This window comes from Vibrio echinoideorum (assembly GCF_024347455.1).
Taxonomy (GTDB): Bacteria; Pseudomonadota; Gammaproteobacteria; order Enterobacterales; family Vibrionaceae; genus Vibrio; species Vibrio echinoideorum.
Genome location: NZ_AP025484.1, coordinates 1,169,219 through 1,188,344, shown reverse-complemented (window position 1 = coordinate 1,188,344; position 19,126 = coordinate 1,169,219). Strand labels below are relative to the sequence as shown.

General features: G+C 43.4%; 12 protein-coding genes and 1 pseudogene. 10 read left to right on the top strand and 3 right to left on the bottom strand.

Annotated features, from left to right (window positions below):
• Positions 1-32 precede the first annotated feature (32 nt).
• The 3 genes and pseudogenes from OCV36_RS21465 to OCV36_RS21455 all read right to left on the bottom strand — a co-directional run bounded on the left by OCV36_RS21465 (position 33) and on the right by OCV36_RS21455 (position 3,845).
• A complete protein-coding gene (locus OCV36_RS21465) occupies positions 33-1,631 on the bottom strand; it encodes a bifunctional aspartate transaminase/aspartate 4-decarboxylase (RefSeq protein ID WP_135455238.1) in 1,599 nt (532 codons plus the stop codon).
• Positions 1,632-1,759: 128 nt separating this feature from the next.
• Positions 1,760-3,478: an aspartate-alanine antiporter gene (gene aspT, locus OCV36_RS21460; protein WP_135455236.1), complete on the bottom strand. Its 1,719-nt coding sequence runs from the start codon at positions 3,476-3,478 to the stop codon at positions 1,760-1,762.
• Positions 3,479-3,573: 95 nt separating this feature from the next.
• Positions 3,574-3,845, bottom strand: a pseudogene (locus OCV36_RS21455) (hypothetical protein).
• Positions 3,846-4,090: 245 nt separating this feature from the next.
• Between OCV36_RS21455 and OCV36_RS21450 the strand changes: the two are divergent.
• The 10 genes from OCV36_RS21450 (at position 4,091) to OCV36_RS21405 (ending at position 19,003) form a co-directional block, all read left to right on the top strand.
• Positions 4,091-5,281 carry an efflux RND transporter periplasmic adaptor subunit gene (locus OCV36_RS21450; protein WP_135455234.1) on the top strand — a complete coding sequence of 397 codons (1,191 nt, stop codon included), beginning with the start codon at positions 4,091-4,093 and terminating at the stop codon, positions 5,279-5,281.
• A gap of 9 nt (positions 5,282-5,290) precedes the next feature.
• On the top strand, positions 5,291-8,338 hold the full coding sequence (locus tag OCV36_RS21445) for an efflux RND transporter permease subunit (protein WP_135455232.1): 3,048 nt from the start codon (positions 5,291-5,293) through the stop codon (positions 8,336-8,338).
• Between the two features lie 144 nt (positions 8,339-8,482).
• Positions 8,483-9,163: a DUF3313 family protein gene (locus OCV36_RS21440; RefSeq protein WP_135455230.1), complete on the top strand. Its 681-nt coding sequence runs from the start codon at positions 8,483-8,485 to the stop codon at positions 9,161-9,163.
• A gap of 76 nt (positions 9,164-9,239) precedes the next feature.
• Positions 9,240-10,250, top strand: coding sequence for a phospholipase A (locus tag OCV36_RS21435; RefSeq protein WP_245300912.1), 1,011 nt, complete (start codon positions 9,240-9,242; stop codon positions 10,248-10,250).
• Between the two features lie 328 nt (positions 10,251-10,578).
• Complete coding sequence (locus tag OCV36_RS21430; protein ID WP_135455226.1) at positions 10,579-11,214, top strand: SDR family oxidoreductase; 636 nt, start codon at positions 10,579-10,581, stop codon at positions 11,212-11,214.
• Positions 11,215-11,534: 320 nt separating this feature from the next.
• Positions 11,535-12,590 carry an NADH:flavin oxidoreductase gene (locus tag OCV36_RS21425; protein WP_245300911.1) on the top strand — a complete coding sequence of 352 codons (1,056 nt, stop codon included), beginning with the start codon at positions 11,535-11,537 and terminating at the stop codon, positions 12,588-12,590.
• 427 nt (positions 12,591-13,017) lie between these two features.
• A complete protein-coding gene (locus OCV36_RS21420) occupies positions 13,018-13,653 on the top strand; it encodes a CatB-related O-acetyltransferase (RefSeq protein WP_135455222.1) in 636 nt (211 codons plus the stop codon).
• Between the two features lie 139 nt (positions 13,654-13,792).
• A complete protein-coding gene (locus OCV36_RS21415) occupies positions 13,793-15,469 on the top strand; it encodes an ABC transporter transmembrane domain-containing protein (protein WP_135455220.1) in 1,677 nt (558 codons plus the stop codon).
• Positions 15,466-17,697 carry a peptidase domain-containing ABC transporter gene (locus OCV36_RS21410; RefSeq protein ID WP_135455218.1) on the top strand — a complete coding sequence of 744 codons (2,232 nt, stop codon included), beginning with the start codon at positions 15,466-15,468 and terminating at the stop codon, positions 17,695-17,697. Before OCV36_RS21415 ends, OCV36_RS21410 begins: the two co-directional genes overlap by 4 nt.
• Positions 17,690-19,003, top strand: coding sequence for an HlyD family type I secretion periplasmic adaptor subunit (locus OCV36_RS21405; protein WP_135455217.1), 1,314 nt, complete (start codon positions 17,690-17,692; stop codon positions 19,001-19,003). Before OCV36_RS21410 ends, OCV36_RS21405 begins: the two co-directional genes overlap by 8 nt.
• Positions 19,004-19,126 lie beyond the last annotated feature (123 nt).

Sequence of the window (19,126 nt, the reverse complement as noted above, 5' to 3'; positions counted from 1 at the left end):
TTCTCTATCAGCTTTTCAGCTGTTGAGTAGAGTTAACAAATAGCTTCGTAACGGTCTACATAGCTTTGCATTACAGCATTCATCGCATGAGTGATATTTGCGTATTGCTCTTCTTCTAAGTTAGCGAGAGAAACACGTAACGACCACGTTGGAGCGTCAAATCCCGCGCCCGGCATTACAATTACGCCATGCTCTTCTGCAAGGCGAACCAAGAAGTCGAGCGGCTCATACGTTTCTTCTAACCAAGAGAAGAAACCATTACTATGAATTGTTTGAGCAATTTCCTTAAGATCAATCTCTGCATAGTAAAACGCACCTGTTTGATCGCCCTCTGTAATGATTGGAGCCGCCAAGTTCTTCTGCATCAACGTGTGGTAACGACGACGCACAATCTGCTTAGCTAAGCGTTTATATTCTTCACCACCTTGCATCAGAGACAACAACGAAAACATCGTCATTTGGATTTGCTGAGGCGTTGAAAGGCCCGCAGTATGATTCAGTGCCACTGCGCGGCTGTCAGCAACTAAGCGATCAATAAATTTAATCTTACTCGGTTCAAGTGAAATGCCTTGGTATCTTGCCGTTAGTGTACCTCTGGTTTCCTCAGGAAGATCAGCAATCATACGGTCGAAGTTGTTGTCTTCATGTACGCCAATCACCCCTAAACGCCAGCCTGTTGCACCAAAGTACTTAGAGTATGAATACACTAGAATCGTATTCTTCGGAGCAAGCATCGCCAATGAAGTGAAGTTATCCGCAAAAGTGCCGTAAACGTCATCAGCCAGTAGAATAAGCTCAGGGCGACGGTTGGCGATTTCTGCGATTTTGTAGAGTGTTTCATCACTCAGTCTTACCGATGCTGGATTGCTTGGATTCACCAAGAAGAAAGCTTTCACGCTTGGATCATTGAGCTTATCTAATTCAGAATCAGGGATCTGCCAAGCAGAAGCTTCCGTTGCCATTATTTCTACTTTATTTAACGAGTAATCTTCAAGCTCTGGCATCTCGATGTAAGGCGTGAAAATTGGCGCGCCAATCGCTATTGTGTCGCCTTTGTTTAATAAACGGTTGCTCTTCAAAGTATTGAAAATATATACCATTGCTGCTGTCCCACCCTCCACAGCAAACAAGTCAAATTTTCCTGCAGGCACTGGTTGTGAGCCTGCCATCTCTTGTTCAATGTACTTACGAGCGATAAGTTCAGAGTACTTGAGCATACGATCGGGAACAGGGTAATTGTTACCTAGGATACCAGCGACCCATTCATCAATGAGTTCATCACCATCTACTTGATATTTATCAGTAATAAACTGGAAAGCCTCAATTAGGAATTGAACCCCTTCTTGTTCTTCGTGTTTTTCACAAAATTGAAGAAAACGCAGGCTTGCGTCTTGTTTAAGGCCCATACCGCCAAAACCTTGGTAGCCGGAGAACGTGGCTTTTGACTCTTCAAGAGCGAACATGCCTAGTTGAAAGAAAGCTTCACGTGGTGCTGTCGCTACCCAGTTAGGGTTGCCGCGGCCAGCGTTGATCATTGTTTTTTCATGTGAATGCTGAGCTAGGTCGATCAGTGTGTTTTTTACTTCAAATGGGCTCAGTGTTTCTAGGCGTTTTTCGTCTGTGCGTTTCATAGTATTTTCTCTTCAAATTATTTGTTGGTTATCTATTGTTTATTGGTTATCTATTGTTTGGATTGAATAGCTAACCTTTGATTAATGATTTTTAGGTTTAGAGGTAGGCTCTTGATTAAGCTGTTTTTCTAAGAAATTTTTGTAATTAAGTTGATGATTACTGGCCCCCATAAAGTGAGGAAGATATTGGCAACCGCGTAAGTCATCGTGAAACTTGGTACTGGTGTACTGTTCTGTGTTTTTTCTAGCAGCGAAGCGAAGGCTGGGTTAGCGCTGCGGCTACCCGCGATAACAGCTAGTGCTTCCACTGGGTTTTTGATTTTGAGTACGTAGTAGTTAAATAGGAACGTCAGTATTTGAGGAATCAGAGTCACCAATACACCGAGTAGTAATAGCGTTATGCCATTCTCTTTGATTGCAGTCAGTGCTGGAGCGCCTGCGTTGATACCAACAACCGCAACAAATACTGCAAGGCCAAATGTCTGCATAAAGTTGGCAGCGCCATGGTTAACGCTTCCTAAACGCGGGGTACGCATTCTTAAGTACCCAACAAGTAGACCTGATACTAGACAACCTAAACCTGAACCAAGAGCAATATGAGAACCGCCAATGGTGAACCCAATCTCACCAATCAGATAACCAAGAACCATACCGAAAGACATCGTTACAAAGTCAGTCACGCTTGGGAGTGGGCTGTTGTAGCCGATTTTCTTGACGACTTTGGCAAGGTCTTCTTTTTGTCCCACTAACGTAATTTCGTCGCCAAGGTGTAATTCGGTTTCTGGTAGTGTTGAGATATCGTGACCCATACGAGATAGCTGAGCGATATAAACACCACGGCGAATGCGTGCGTTTGTTTCATCGTGAAGCTTACGCAGTGTGATACCTGCGAGTTTTTTGTTGGTGAGTACAATCTTTTGCTGAGTATGAATAACGTTGTTTTCTGAGTTGAATTCACCGAGTTCTATGCCAAGCGCAGTGACTCTCGGGAAGGCACGAGTAAGGCCTGTAAGATAAACCTTGTCTCCAGCCGCTAAGATAGGGTTCTTAGAGATATCTAAAGTCGATTCTGTCTCGCCTTTGGTGCGGTAAATCGTTTCAATCGTTAAGTCTGCGTCGAATGCTTCTTCAAGTTCAGCAACGCTTTTACCAATAAAGATAGAGTTTGCTGTTACTTGGTAAGCTCGTGAAGATACGCGGCTTAACGCTGAGAATTCACCCTCGTTTAACTGCTTGTTGCCAGCCCCCATTTTTTCTGCGAGTTTTTTCGCTTCTTTAGTAATGTTCCAACCCATCACGATAGGAATAAGAGACATCATTAGTATTGGACCAAGAGAACCAAAGATGTAGGTGAGCGAGTAACCTACAGCCACGTTTGTCTTAAGTGTTGAAGTCACATCGGGAGCAAGGTTGAGTTGATCTATCGCGTTACCTGCCGTACCGATAATTGCTGATTGCGTTAAGCCGTCAGCTGCAAGACCTGCCGCTAAACCCTTGTCTAGTCCTGCCCACTTAGAGAGCAATACAACCGTGACTAATCCTACAAACGTCATCACGAATGAAGCGAATAAGCGTGTTAGCGATGAAAGACGGAATGATGAGAAAAACTGTGGACCACCGTTGTAACCCACCATGAATATAAATAGTGCAAAGAAGATGCTTTTTACTTCGTTGGAAATCGCGATTCCGCCAATTTGACCAAGCCCAACCGCAACCAAAAGTGAACCTGCGATTCCGCCCAATTCAAACTTACCGATTTTAATTTTACCGATTAAGTAACCGAGTCCTAATGATAGGAATAGAGCTATAAATGGATAGTCTCTTAATTGTTCAATAATAAATGACATGATAAACCTTTGATGAAATATTTTTAATATTTCATTGTTAATAATGTGATTACTTTAAATTACAGAGTGCTTTTGTTCTCTGTCGTTATTCGAACCTAAGAGATTGACTTCTTATGGTGTAGTCGTGATGATTTTTTATGAGCATGAACTTTATCTTTGTGGTGCTTATCATGATGACCATCTGGATGGTGATTAACTAAATGCTTATGTCCTTCTGGCTCACCGCCATGTGGCTGACCAGAATGAGAAGGTTGATGCTCTCTATATTCTAGGTGGTCTTTATTATGCTTATGTTCGACTTCTTCTCCATATACATGTTTCATTTTTCTTTGATAGCGACCTTAGTGTGGTGTGCTTGATTAGACATATTAATCTCAGTTAGTTGTTTAAGGAATGATGAGAATTATATCTATCGTGGAGGAATATAAATCATGTCTAAATAAAATACACATAAATATTTAAAATGATTTTTACTTGATAAATACCTCTCAAGTCATTGTATTTATAGGTTTTATTTTTATTTTATATAGATTGATTGCGATGTTATGTGAGTTTGATTTATTGATATTCCTGGCAGGTAAAATAACCGGACTTTAAAATCAAGGTGAACACATGAGTAAGTATAAAGGCGTTATCGTCGGGTCAGCATTATTTATATTATTGTCTTTTGTATTTGGCTTTCACTATGTGAAGGGCGAAATAATAAAAGAGAAATTGTCGGAGTTTAAATTACCCGCAACATCAGTAACAACAGAACAAGTAAATAAAGAAATTTGGAATGAAAGGTTGCAAGTCATTGGTAATATTCGTGCAAATCAGTCGGTAAATGTAACAAGTCAAATGTCAGGACAAGTAAAAGAAGTGCTTTTTAGTTCTAGTCAATATGTAAATAAAGGCGACATCTTAGTTCAGCTTGATGATGCGCTATTAAAGTCTAATTACAAAAGCCAACTGGCAAAAGTCGAATTGGCAAAAATTGAATTAAGAAGAAATAAAAAATTGCTTAGAAGTAATAGTGTTTCTCAGAATTCGGTAGATAAAATTTCTGCTCAATTTAACGCTGAATCAGCGAAGCTCGAATATATCTCTACTCAGGTTGAATACATGAAAGTCAAAGCGCCTTTCTCTGGCAATGTTGGAATTAGAAATATTGATGTGGGTGACTTTATCAACTCAAGCACTGCGATTGTAGACCTTGAAGATAGCTCTCAACAGTATGTCGATTTTTCTATCTCTGAGCTTTATCTCCACAGTGTAAAAGTAGGCCAGGATTTGAAATTTGAATCTGACGCGATTAACGATGCTGAGTATCACGCAACGATTACTGCGATTGAACCTAGCTCAGACGCGAATACACACAACATCGAATTGCGCGCTGTAACGACTCAGCCAGTACCGCTGGAATCTGGAATGTATGTCGATGCTACGTTAACCACTTCAGATTCAAATTCGGTTATTAGTGTGCCGTCAGTAGCGATTAGCTACACCTTGTCTGGCGATACTGTATTTGTTCTTGATACATCAACGAAACAAGTGAGTACGAATTCAGGCAGCGCAAGCTCTGCCGACAAAGATTCAAGCAGCCAAGGTTCAGAGAAAGCAGAGACACCATTTTACGAATACAAAGTGGTGCAACGCACAGTTGAAATCGGCCCTAAACAGGGTGGGTATGTCGGTATTGTTTCGGGGTTGAATGAAGGGGATGTTGTAGTGACGTCGAATCAACATCAACTCAAAAACGGTGGCTCGGTACTGGTTAATAACCAACGACCGCTTGTTACTGACACCAAGCAAACCAACTAGGATATTCCCATGACATTTACTGATGTATTTATCAAACGCCCAGTTTTAGCGACGGTATTGAGCTTGGTGTTATTGGTATTAGGTCTTAAAGCCTTTACCTCATTGCAAATACGCCAATACCCGGAGATTGAAACCGGTGTTATCACCATTACTACCAGTTACCCTGGGGCTAGTGCATCGAGTGTACAAGGCTATGTAACACAACCACTGCAGGCGGAGATCGCGCAAACAGCGGGCATTGATTACATGACATCAGACAGTGCCTTGGGTAAATCGATCATTACGGTTTATTTGAAGTTGGGTTACCCATCCGATGGCGCGTTGACGGAGATTTTATCTCTGGTGCAGCAAGTGAAGTACAAGCTGCCATCGGGTGTTTTAGACCCAAGTATTCTTAAATCGACATCTCAATCGCCGATTTTATATGTCTCTTTTTCAAGTGACACGCTGAAAACTGAACAGGTATCCGACTATGTAAGTCGAGTCGTGAAGCCGACCTTTTCAACCGTAGAGGGCGTATCCAAGGTTGATATGTTAGGCCAAGAAGACTTTGCCATGCGCATTTGGTTGAAGCCTCAAAGGCTAGCGTCTTATGGCTTGACTGCACTGGATGTGCAAAACGCGCTGCGTGCAAACAACATTGTGAGCGCCGCGGGTAAGTTACAAAACCCTTACATCGAAGTCGACATTAATGCCCACACGGATTCTAGCTCTGTAGATGACTTTAAGAACATGTCACTTAAGGCTCATGATGGTCAACTGGTGCATTTGAAAGATGTCGCGACAGTAGAATTAGGCGCGGCAAACTATGACTCGGACGTTCAGTTCAACGGTGTAACAACGGTTGCAACCGCGATCAGCAATACCGCGACATCTAACCCGTTAACAGTGGTTGAGGACATTTATGAATTACTGCCTCAGATAAAAGCGGGCTTGCCTGATGGTATTAAAGCTGACGTGGTGTACGACTCAACCAAGTTCATTGAGACATCGATTGACGAAGTAGCAAAAACGCTGATGGAAGCCGCACTGATTGTTGTGATCGTTATTTTCGCGTTCCTCGGTTCTATGCGTGCAATGTTAATCCCATTGGTGACGATTCCGTTGTCTCTAATTGGTTCGATGTTTTTCATGTTGAGCATGGGTTTCAGCATTAACTTATTGACGTTATTGGCGATGGTTCTTGCGATCTCTTTGGTGGTTGATGATGCGATTGTGGTCGTAGAAAACACTTTCCGCCACTTAGAAGACGGCACGAGTCCAATCAAGGCTGCGATTGACAGTGCGCGTGAAATTGCAGGTTCTGTCATTGCGATGACGATTACGTTGGCTGCGGTGTATGCGCCAATTGGTTTTATGGGCGGTTTGACCGGTAAGTTGTTTACTGAGTTTGCTTTCACCTTGGCAGGTTCTGTTCTGATTTCTGGTTTTATTGCACTCACACTGACACCAATGATGTGTTCAAAGCTACTCAACAAGTCGGTACTGGATGGGAAACTGGTTAAGAAGATTGATGCGGTTATTGCAGGAGTAACGGAACGTTACCGAAAGGTACTTGAACATGTACTTAACAACCGTGTTTACATTTGGCCTTTGATCGGCACCTTGTTAGTCAGCTTAGTGTTCATGTTTATGAATACCGCATCAGAGCTAGCACCAGAAGAAGATCAAGGTGTAATGATTGTTATGGGACAAGCGCCAGCACAAGCCAATACCGATTATATTCGTCACTTTACTCCAGCGTTGGTCGATGCCATTGCTAAAAATGATGAAGTAGAAATGACCATGTTGGATAACGGTTATATGCACAACAACGCTTTCTTTGGCCTGGGCGTATTGAAAGATTGGGATTCTCGCGAAGCGACAGCGAAAGAAGTGATGCAACGTTTCGAAAAAGAGAGTTCCGTATTACCAGGTTTGCAGGTGTACACCTTCTCGCCACCCGATTTACCAGGTACACCGCAAGGCTTGCCATTCCAAATGGTATTGAAGACGCCAACAGGCTCGTATCAGGATCTGTATCAGTACGCTGAAAAGTTGAAAGAATACGCACAGAAGAGCGGTAAGTTTATCTATGTGCAGAACGATCTTAACTTCAATAAACCGCAGGTTGAGATCCAAATTGACCGTGATAAAGCGGCGCAAATGAACGTGAGTGCGCAAGACATCGGTACCGTGTTATCTCGCTTTATTAGTGAAGGCTTCGTGAACTACTTTTCGATGGATCAACGCAGCTATCAGGTTATCACGCAAGTGCCGAACGAGAACCGTAACTCTTGGGATGATTTGAAGAATTACCATGTGCGTTCGAATACGGGTGAAATGGTTCCACTGGCGTCTTTAATCGAGATTAGCCAATCGGTACAACCTTCGAAAGTGGATCAGTTCCAACAGCTAAACAGTGCCATGATTGAAGCGAAAATGATGCCGGGAATTAGTATTGGTGAAGCTTACCAAGTGATGGAAGAGGGTGCAGCGCAGATATTGCCTAAGTCTTACAGCACGGATACATCAGGCCAGTTACGTCAGTTCTTGCAAGAAGGTTCGTCATTAGTAACGACGTTCTTCCTAGCCTTGGTGATTATCTACTTGGTACTGGCAGCGCAGTTCGAAAGCCTGCGAGATCCGTTAGTGGTACTAACCAGTGTTCCATTGTCGATCTTTGGTGCCTTAATGCCACTGTATTTGGGCATTGATACGCTCAACATATACACCGAAGTTGGATTGGTAACCTTAATCGGACTGATCTGTAAACACGGCATCTTGATTGTTGAGTTCGCCAACCAGATGCAACAAGAGCTGAAATGCAGCCGTCGTGAAGCGGCAATCCGTTCAGCTACCGTACGAATGCGCCCTGTATTGATGACAACCGCTGCCATGGTAGTTGGTGTTGTACCGCTATTGATTGCAAGCGGAGCAGGGGCACAAAGTCGCTTCTCGATTGGCTTGGTGATTACTGTTGGTATGTCGATCGGCACGTTGTTTACGTTGTTTGTCGTACCAACCGTTTACACCTACTTAGCGGCGGACCATACGGGTCAGGAGAAAGAAGCTTAATCAGCGCGAAAATTTCGACATCACGAAAAGCGAATCAGTACAAACAATTAACTAACACGAAAACTTAATCTACACGAATCCCAAATTATGAGCCTGACCGCTTGGGGATTCGTGCACTCAAAATTCAGGAAATTAGAGATTCACATGAAATTACATTATCTATTGCCATTAGCCGTTTTATTCACTGCAGGTTGTTCAAGCAACATGCCAAATAAGCAAGAAATCCAAAGTGTCGACTCAAATCATTATTTCATCGATAGTCAGTTTGATGACGACATGGCAGGGGTGTCGTGGATAGTAAAAGACAGCAGCGTACTTCACTTTAATGAGTTTGAATTTACAACCGTTGGCATAAAAAGTTCCGGCATTGACCAGCGAGTATCAAAGAAGGTTCAGTCTCAATTTAAAACACAGCTCCACAAGAAAATGGAAGAGAAGTTAGCTGAAAAATTACAGGGCTATTCGAACGTTATCTTGGAGAATAAGGAGCTTGATATTAGCGTGACGTTATATGACATCAACGATATTCCCAAAGATATGCGTGTAACTGAGTTTATCCCAGTAGGTTCAGTGATCGGTGCCATAAAATATGCGGCAGGTACTCGTGACCGTTCGATTCGTATATTGGCAAGCGTGGACCTGAAAGATCATGATTCATCTCGACTCATCGGCCGCCGTATCTTCGTGGTGAACGATAATGGCGTACTTGAGAACGATAAATCAGAAATCACTATTGATATGCTAGATAAAAACGTTGAGCAAATTACTCAGCAAGCTGTTGATTTTGCTTTTGAAGCAACCTACTTAAATAAGAAGCAAGGTTAAGCTCGTGTACGGCGACAATGAAGCGATCATCAATAAAAGCGGTAGTCATAAAATCTACCGTCAGCTTGCTCTGTTAATGCTTGGCAGCGGTTTAAGCGCGTCTGCATTTACGAGTGAGAGCAGCTACGAACAATGTATTCTGAATTCACTAGCGAGCGCGAAAAACCAGCAAAGTGTTGAGTGGCTCAAGCAACAGTGTAGTTACGCAGTCGCTGATTCAGAAGGTGAAACTAAGGCAAAGACTAAGGAAAGTGAGAACAGCACAAAAGTTCGAACTACTGAACTGTCACCTGAACAAAAAATTTCGCGCTTGAAATTGGAATACACGACGGAAGACAACCCATTTGTGATTACGCCTTACCGCTTGAACTATATTTTGCCAGTCACTCATATGACAAACGTAAATACACAACCTTATGGCGATGAGCGATTCGGCGGTAAAGCGGATGATCTTAGTGACGAAGAGATAAAGCTGCAAATAAGTTTGAAGATCCCCGTGGTCGACGATGGTGTGTTCAATCAAGAGGATAAAATCTATTTTGGTTTCACGCTGAAGTCTTTTTGGCAGGCGTATTCTTCAGATATCTCGGCACCGTTTAGAGAGACAAACTATCGCCCTGAAGTGTTCTATGAGACACCTTTGAACATAGAATCGGCTGACGGCGTGTGGTTTTCTCGTTTAGGGCTTGAACATGAATCGAATGGTCGAACTGCCGAACTAAGTCGCAGTTGGAACCGCGTTTATGCTGGATTGGGCTATATGGAAGATGACTTCGCGGTGTACTTTCAGCCTTGGTATCGCATACCTGAGTCGAGCAGCAGTGACGACAACCCCGACATCCAAGATTATCTAGGGCATTACGAGTTGTCGGGTGCTTATAAGTGGGATGATTTTGAAGTGTCGGCAGTCGGACGTTATAACTTCCAAACGGGTTATGGAGGTGTCCAAACCTCATTGAGTTTTCCGCTCTATGGCCGACTTAACGGCTATGTTCAGTACTACAAAGGTTATGGGGAGAGCTTGATCGATTATGACTATAACAGCGAACGAATTGGCGTCGGTATTTTGCTAACAAACGCTTTGTAAGGCTTATGTCTAGATACACGAGTCAACAACAAATTACACCTATAGTTGCTGTTACCCGAACAGGATAAGTCGAGCGTTTCAGTTTGGTTTTCAATTTATTAGGAGAGATCGATGGGTTTGTATGTGTGCTTTGCTTTGATGAAGAGTGGTTAAAGTGTGTTACCTCTTGTTTTGAATTCAGGCTTTCTTCTTCTTTGTTTTGTGGTTTGTGTTCGGTTCTCTCAACTTAAAATAATATTGAGACTTATTATCATTTATTGATCTTAATAAAAGAATCGTTTAGCTTGCCCAGTTAATATCACTAAGAACATGATTTTATGAGGTAGTTATGAAGACAGTCGTTGTATGGGGAGCGGGCAGTGGTTTGGGTGCTGCAATGGTCGAGCACTTTCATCAGCAAGGTTTTGAAGTGATTGCGATTGCTAGAAACCCAGAAAAGAACCCACGCTTGGCGATCCTCGGTGTAACAACACTTCGTTGTGATGCTACCGATAAACAGCAGGTAGAAAAAACGGTTGCAGAGTTGCCTAAATCGGCGCTGGTGGTTTCGAGTATGGGTAGCTTCAGAGCTGACGTTCCGGTTGATTACATTGGGCACCGACATGTAATTGATGCTTTGGAAAATAATGATATTGCGCGGTTCGTGCTTGTTACTTCATTAGGTTGTGGTGATTCATGGCAGTACCTATCAGAGCGCTCTAGAAAAGGGTTTGGTTCAGCGGTTCGTGAAAAATCTTTGGCTGAAGCTTGGTTAACATCGAGCTCTCTGGATTACACTATTTTACGCCCTGGCGGCTTGCTAGATGGTGAGGTGACGGGTAACGGTGAACTTTCCCAACAAGTGGAAGTACATGGTGTGATTTACAGACAAGAGGTCGCACGTCTTATCGAAACTTTATTGGCGAACGAAGCGAGTATCGGACAGGTGTATCAGTGTGTCGATCCGACGGCTAAATATGGGTAATGCCTTTATAGCGTTGTCCTGAAACATCCCCACCTAGTTATAAACGAGTAAAGCCGTTTAGTGAGACTGAACGGCTTTTTGTTTTCTGTCCTGAATTGTCTCTCTATTTCCTCTCTTTTTGGGTAATCGTTGTTTATTTCTTATGTGAGAGTGCCGCTCTCTTAATCTAGATTAAGTTTTACCTGCCATATTCTCTGTACTATCCGCGTCAATCAGTGCCCATGCTAGATGGGTCGCTTGCACGATTTTTATGAGGATTAGATTTGAGTACTTTGTTTACAGAAACCCACATTGGCAAGATGACACTAAAGAACCGCTTCATGAGAAGTGCGACGTGGGAAAATATGGCGACAGAAGATGGCCATATGACAGATAAACTTTACGCTATCTATGAAGAGTTGGCTCAAGGTGAGGTTGGCTTGATCGTCACGGGTTACGCGAACATCGTTGAAGAAGAAAAGCCGAATGCGGGCATGATGGGCATGTATAACGACTCGTTTATCGAGGAATACAAAAAGCTGACTCAACTGGTTCACGACAACGACTCTAAAATCGTGATGCAATTGGCTTACGGTGGCACCAAAACCACGCATGACCTTGGCGAGCGAGTGATCTATGCACCAAGTGACGTTCCTGAAAAAGGGACGCAGACACTAGGTAAAGCAATGACCAAAGAGGAAATTGATTACATCGTTGATGCGTTTGCTAAAGCGTCATTAAGAGCACAAAAATCAGGCTTTGATGGCGTTGAAATTCATGCCGCTCACACTTACCTGATTAACCAGTTCTTAAGCCTTTATTACAACCAACGTGAAGATGAATACGGCGGTAGCCTAGAAAACCGAATGAGATTCTTGCTAGAGATCTATACCGCGACTCGTAAGCTAGTTGGCGATGATTTCCCAATCTTAGTTAAGCTTACAGCTTCTGAGTTTTTCGAGGGCGGAGTGACGTTTGATGAAACTCGCTTGGTGTGCAAGAAGCTTGAAGAAATTGGTGTGGATGGCATTGTCGTGTCAGGTAATATTCATGGTAAAGCAGATACTATGATTGGCGAGTCGCACGATGGTTTTACCATTCAAGCGGAAGGTTACTTCCACGAATATGGTCACGCGATCAGCCAAGACGTCGACATTCCAGTGATCACCGTTGGCGGCTTAACGGATTTTGATGCTATCGAAGCGATTGCAAACAACACGGGCATCGAATACTTCGCGCTTTCAAGGCCTCTGCTTTCTGAACCCCACTTAGTTAAGCGTTGGAAGGAGGGGGATAGAAGCCCTGTAGAATGTGAACGATGCTCTAAGTGTCGTACCAAGCGCGGTAACTTCTGCGTGGTGAATAAAGACAGAAAAGTACAACTTGCTCGCATGTAGTAGCAGAGTCCAAATTTCAATCTCGAATCACAGTCTGAGTCTTGTGTAAATCACAGGCTCGGGCTTGTCGTTATATTCCACAAAGCGATATATGAAACCTTATTAATCACATTCCTCTGTCAAATTGACCCGTATAAACGGATACAATACATCAATGAGCTTTCTAACTAAGCTAGTGTAAACAAGCCATTTTAAACAAGTTATCGTAAACAAACCGAGCATATCGTGAAATTACTCCCTCTCTTAAAGCAACCTCGAATCCACTGACGCCTTTTTAGTTTCAGCGACATTACGATTATTTTAACTGTGACTACACTATTGATGTATCCGAGCACCAAGTGCTGCTGCATCAGCTAAGTTGTACGCGTTAGATCTGTATTGTCGAATATATTGATATTTAACTAATAAAGATTATTCAGAGGTAAAAATGCAAAAGAAGCATTGGTCTAAATTCGAATTGCTGCACGAAGTAGTAACCAACTCGAATATACACATCAAGGGTCAACACAGCTATTACAGTGATTGCTGGGATAATGGGTTCGAGCAATCTGTCGTCCGCTATCTTCATGGTGATGAAGTCAGTCGCCAGTGGGAGCCTCGTTGGGAGATTGATGAACTCTATATCGGTGACTATGTTTGTATCGGGGCAGAAGTGGTCATTCTCATGGGCGGTAACCATACCCACAGAGTCGACTGGTTTTCACTGTATCCATTTATGGATGTGATTGAAGACGCCTATATCGGCAAAGGCGATACCCATATTGAAGATGGTGTTTGGCTTGGTATGCGAGCCATGATAATGCCCGGAGTAACGATCGGGGAGGGAGCCGTTATAGCGGCGAACAGCGTTGTCACTAAAGACGTCGAACCTTACAGTATTGTTGGTGGTTCTCCTGCGAAAGTCGTTAAGTACCGTTTCGACAAGTCCGTTATCGAAGAACTGATTTCGATGAAAATATACGACTGGCCCGAAGAGAAGTTTGAGTCATTAAGAAAGCACTTGTGTGATTCGGATTTTTCAAAGTTAAAGCAGGCGATTGAGGATTATGACAACAGATTGTAGAGCACGAATAGAACGGAAGATTTGTGTAGGAAGATCTGCGTCATAGTTATATTGAAAAACACGGTAAATCAGTCCTTTACCTTGCAATACCCAACATGGTGTACCAATCTTATTTCATAAGCATGGATAAGGATTGTGTATGCCCATCAGTTCAGTAAAAAACAAAGGGGTAGTAGGAAAAGTTCTACTGCCTTCTTTGCTCATCAATTTACTCTCTCTCGCCGTTCCTCTAACGGTACTTCAAATCTATGACCGTATTTTACCTAACCAAAGTTACGGAACCGCGACTCTACTTTTAGCGGGTGCGACTCTGGCTGTTGCAATGGAAGCACTCATTAGGTTTGTACGAACTTGGCTTCTTTCTGCTGCTGCCAGTAATACAGAAAAAGCGACGTATCAAACCTTGGTTGAAAGGGTAACGACCGCTTCATCAAACCATATTCGCCATCTGGGTATTGGTGGTGTAGAAGAGGGGCTCGGCTCCGTATCAAAAGTCAAAGACTGGTATTCAGGTGGGATTATCGCTGGTTTTATTGATCTACCTTTTGCATTGATCTTTTTAGGTTTGGTGGCTTACATCGGCGGTGAGCTGGTGGCGATACCTTTGGTAGTTTGGCTAATTACACTCGGTATTGTTTGGTTATCTTCTATTCGCGTTAAAAGCTTGAGTGAAGAAGCGTCTCAAGATGAGCAGGAGCGAAAAGCATTCTTGATTCTATTGAGCCAAACAGTTCAAGGAATCAAACGACAGGCGATCGAATCTCGAATTTTTAATCAGTTTAAGTTCCTCAACAATGTTCGTTCTCAATCCAAAGCAAGAGAAGAAGAACAGAATGCATTCGCACAAGAATGTATTCAGCTTGCTGCCTTAGCGACTTCAGTTTTACTGGTGATTACGGGTAGCTTGTGGGTGTTGGATGGTCAGTTGACCACAGGTGGGTTGGCAGCATGTTCTATCTTATCGGGCAGAGCTGTTGCGCCGTTAAGCGCTCTGGTTGGAGTTCGAATTAAGCTCAATTCAATACACAGTGCTAATCAAGCAATAGAAAAGTTGAGTGATCAGTCGGTTACTGAACATCTTGTTTCCAAGCCATCGATTTCTATCCATACCACTCCTGATCAACTTCAAGCAACGCTTACCGATTTTGAAACTTTGGAGATTAAACAAGCAACGGTTGAAAGGTACGGTGCACTAGGACAAGTGGACTTGATGTTGAATAAAGGCGAGCTGGTTCTTTTGGAAAGTGAAGACCGTCATATCAACAGCCATCTACTGTCATCGATTGCAGGGATTGATGATTTGACCGCAGGTGAGTGCTTCATTAACGGGGAATCCGTTTCAATTGCATCCGTAACCAACATTGCAGCCTATTGTGGCGTTAAAGGACAATTGGTGTCGGGCACTATACTCGACAACTTGTGTGGCTTTGACCCTGAGAGGACACAACGTGCCAATGACTATGCAAAACGGCTTGGTTTAACCAAAGAAATTACTCGTTTACCTGATGGGTTAGAAACTCAAATTGGCCATACGAGTGCTTCTTTATTGAGTATGGGAAATGTGAAAATGCTCAATATCGCGACTCAGCTAGCAAGTGACAAGCCCGTCATTATGCTAGAGAGGCCTGACTCTTCGTTAGATTTAGATGCTCTCGGGAACCTAGTCAAGGTCTTGGAGCAAGAATTATCGGCAGGGCGAACCATACTGATGGTCAGTTACTATTCGCAACTTCGCGAGTTAGCTAACCGAATCATTACAGTGGAAAGTCGAGCCATTACGGTAGACAGTGAGAATAATCAGGAGGCCGTAGTATGAATAGTTTAGATGCTAACAACCGTTCAAATACGAGCAACCGTCCAGATACGAGCGGTCGACAAGAGGTGATGAACCATTTAGAAACCGAGAGCCTTTCTGTTCTGAAGCAATTGGAAGTGAACGCAAATATCCAATTGTTCGCACATCAGTGGGTCGATGAAAATGGCATAGAATCGATTGACGATATGTTTGCCTTGTTCGATAGGTTAGCACTGCCATATCGCCTAGTTGCCGACTTAGACGAAGTCGGTGACCACAAATTATTGTTATTGGTACTGAGTGAGAATGAGTTGGTCTTAGGTCATCTCGAGTCAAAACAGTTTATTGCTTCGGACTCCAATGACGATATTACGAATTCCCCCCAGTTTTGTATCGTTATCGAAGGCCCACCATTAGAAAAGGGGTCTCCTGATTGGGTTGGTGAACGGTTACATGCGTTTCGCCCTATCATTCCTAAATTGCTGTTGGTCAGTTTTATCACCAACTTATTTGCGCTTGCCGTTCCCTTCATCACGATGTCGATTTATGACCATGTGATTGGTGGTGATGCAGGGCATGAGTTGCAAGGTATCGCCATTGGTGCGGCGCTGTTGTTTGTGATGATGGGTTGGTTAAGAACATTGCGTAGCCGAGTGTTTGCTTCAGTTTCGAATCGAGTAAGCCGAGAGATCTCTCAATCTCTTGTGCAGCGTCTGCTTCGAAATAGCTATGCTCAAAATCAGCAAACAGCCTCTTCTAGTCAGCAAAACCAAGTGATGCTGTCAGAGCGTATTTCAGGTGTGCTATCAGGGCCATTAGGAAATGCGCTGTTTGATCTGCCATTCATTCTTATTTTTGTACTTGCGATAGGTGTTTTAGGCGGATGGTTGGTGCTGGTTCCGGTTATCTCTCTAATCCTTTATTACTTGCTAGCAAAACGATCGATACGCTCTAGTAGCAAGCGTTCGATGCAATCGACGGTAGCAGGTACGAATCGTCAAAATATGACCAATGAGCTGTCATCCAAGCTTGCCTTTATTCGTAGTGCTGGTTTTTCTCAACATTGGATTCAACGTTTCAAAAAGGCCAATCTTCTTGCGTCTACCGTGACCTTTAACCAATCGGTTTTACAGAGCCGATATACCTCCATTTATTATTTTATTGGTGTGGGTTCAACCTTAGCGGTGATGGGATTAGGGATAGGGCTGATTTTCGAACAAGTGATGACTCCCGGTGGTCTTATCGCGTCCATGATGTTGATATCCAAAGTGACAGGTCCGGCTCAAATGTTGGCGAACAGTGCGATGCGCTTTCATAGCTTTAATCAATCCAAACTACAGGTGAACCGTATCCTTTCTCAACCTTCTGAGCGAGAATTCAGCTATCAACATCACCCGTTGTCATCGGTAGCGCCTAGTTTGAAGTTAGAGCAAGTAACTTTGCGCTATCCCAAGCAGAGTCGCCCGGCATTGAACGGAGTGAGCTTTGAGATCGAAGCAGGAGAGGTTGTTGCTATTACTGGGCCTTCTGGTAGTGGTAAGTCGACGTTGATTGAAGTGTTGTCAGGTTTACAGCCTATTCAAAATGGTATGGTTGAGCTTGATGGCGTTAACCTTGTTCAATATGACCCACAACTTTACCGCCATTGGTGTTTGATTCGAGCTGCTTATCCGGATTTATTGACGTTGAGTATACGAGAGTGGCTAAACGACGGGCATAAAGTCGAAGATCAGAGAATGATTTCTGCAATTGATAGGGTTGGAGGGAAGCGCTGGTTCAACACACTACCAAATGGCTTAGATACTTCCATTAGTAGCATCCAACCGGATAGCCTTTTTGATATGTTGTCAGGTAGCGTTGCGCAGATCCTCATTGATGCAAAAGCTCTGGTTTATGATTACCCAATGTTCTTGATGGATAATCCAGTGCCAGACTCACATCCAAACGCCAAGCGTATCTTTGGTGAGTTTGTGCTATCGAAAAAAGGAAAGGCAACGGTGGTCTACACCTCACACGATCCGGAGTTAATCAAACTTGCCGATAAAGTGGTGGTTCTAAATGAAGGTGCCGTCGTTTATGCCGGGCCTTTAGAACCCGAGCCGCCGCAAGAACCCCTAAAGCCTCAAGAATCACTGGAGCCCGAAAACAAACCTCAAGTTCAGCAGCCATCTATTCAAGCCCCGTCAGCTCAACAGCATGCTGCTTCTCAAGAACAATCACAGTCTAAGCAAGGAGTCGCTAATGGCTAAACAACCTATTGAACAGGGCAAGCGCTACGGTGAACTTGTTGAATCGAAAAATACGGCTCGTACTTTGACTTTGGCGACGTGGTCGGTTGCCTTATGTGTTATTGCTTTCGCTACTTGGTCTGTAGTCACTCAAGTGGACGAAATTGCTAAAGCCAAAGGAGCCGTGATTCCAGAAGGCGAGAAGCAAGTATTACAAAGTGCGATTGGCGGCAAGTTAAAACAAATCTTAGTGAAAGAAGGTCAATTGGTTGAGAAAGGTCAGCCTCTTGTTGAGTTTGATGCGACCTTTCAACGTACCGCTCTTGAAGAACTCAAATCCCAACAAGTGACTTTACTAGCCAGTGTTGAACGCATGAATGCTTTGCTTGAGCAACGAGAGCCCAACCTTGCCGAGTTTGAAGTAGATTACCCTGAAATTGTTAGCCAACAAAAGGCGCAGTTGAATGCGCAAAAAGCACTCTATTTTCAAAAGCGAGTGGTGCTTGAGAAAGAGAGTGAGCAAATTGCAGAGCAGCTTCGTAGCGTAGAAAAGGCCTTGCCGAGTTATGAGAAAGAGTTGAATGCGACGAAGCAAGAGTTGAATATATTAGAAAAGGGCTTCAAAGCGGGTAATATTTCACGGTTACGGGTGCTTGAAATGCGCCAGAAGTTGGCAAGTATCGAGCAAAAAATTGAAGAAGCTCGTGGTAAGAAGTCGGTATTGATTAGGCAAGCTGACAGTAATGATCAAAAAATTATACAGCTTCTTGCGGAGGCTAAAGCTAAAGTGAGCGATGATCGTTCTAAAGCCGTATCTGACTTATCAGCCCTGAACGCGAGAGTACGCTCAAGCCAAGCAAAATTGACCAACACCATGTTGGTGTCACCGCTACAAGGTTTGGTGCAAAGCCTGCCAAGCACACGAAACGGTGGTGTTATTCAGCCGGGTGGGACCGTGGTAGAGATCGTCCCTGTTGGTGGGAAAGCTGACTTTAAAGCCCGTTTATCACCAAGAGATATTGGTTTTGTGAGTGTAGGACAGCCGACTCGAATCAAGATTGATGCGTTTGATTACAGCCGATTTGGGGCGCTAAAAGGGGCGGTAGAGAGTATTTCGCCAACCACAAGTCAAAGTGAACGCGGTGAAATTTATTATGAAGTAGTCGTCTCGGTGGATGTTCCTTACTTCCGTGATAATCCGGAGAGCTTTTCTATCTTGCCAGGTATGACGGGCGAGGTAGATATCACTACCGGTGAGAAATCTGTATTCCAGTATTTATGGAAACCGATTTACACCAATGTGAGTGTCGCGTTTGGTGAGAGGTAATCCCTATAAAGAGTAGCTGGATAGTCAACGAATAAGAAAGTAGAAAAGTATAAAAGGGAGCACGTCATGTGCTCCCTTTTTGGTTTTCATATTCTCTGTTTTGTATGTTGTTTAGAGAGAAAC

Excerpts from the sequence above, each read along its gene's own strand:
- OCV36_RS21465 (WP_135455238.1), bottom strand. The coding sequence starts at position 1,631 with ATGAAACGCACAGACGAAAAACGCCTAGAAACACTGAGCCCATTTGAA.
- aspT (WP_135455236.1), bottom strand. The coding sequence starts at position 3,478 with ATGTCATTTATTATTGAACAATTAAGAGACTATCCATTTATAGCTCTA.
- OCV36_RS21450 (WP_135455234.1), top strand. The coding sequence starts at position 4,091 with ATGAGTAAGTATAAAGGCGTTATCGTCGGGTCAGCATTATTTATATTA.
- OCV36_RS21445 (WP_135455232.1), top strand. The coding sequence starts at position 5,291 with ATGACATTTACTGATGTATTTATCAAACGCCCAGTTTTAGCGACGGTA.
- OCV36_RS21440 (WP_135455230.1), top strand. The coding sequence starts at position 8,483 with ATGAAATTACATTATCTATTGCCATTAGCCGTTTTATTCACTGCAGGT.
- OCV36_RS21435 (WP_245300912.1), top strand. The coding sequence starts at position 9,240 with ATGCTTGGCAGCGGTTTAAGCGCGTCTGCATTTACGAGTGAGAGCAGC.
- OCV36_RS21430 (WP_135455226.1), top strand. The coding sequence starts at position 10,579 with ATGAAGACAGTCGTTGTATGGGGAGCGGGCAGTGGTTTGGGTGCTGCA.
- OCV36_RS21425 (WP_245300911.1), top strand. The coding sequence starts at position 11,535 with ATGAGAAGTGCGACGTGGGAAAATATGGCGACAGAAGATGGCCATATG.
- OCV36_RS21420 (WP_135455222.1), top strand. The coding sequence starts at position 13,018 with ATGCAAAAGAAGCATTGGTCTAAATTCGAATTGCTGCACGAAGTAGTA.
- OCV36_RS21415 (WP_135455220.1), top strand. The coding sequence starts at position 13,793 with ATGCCCATCAGTTCAGTAAAAAACAAAGGGGTAGTAGGAAAAGTTCTA.
- OCV36_RS21410 (WP_135455218.1), top strand. The coding sequence starts at position 15,466 with ATGAATAGTTTAGATGCTAACAACCGTTCAAATACGAGCAACCGTCCA.
- OCV36_RS21405 (WP_135455217.1), top strand. The coding sequence starts at position 17,690 with ATGGCTAAACAACCTATTGAACAGGGCAAGCGCTACGGTGAACTTGTT.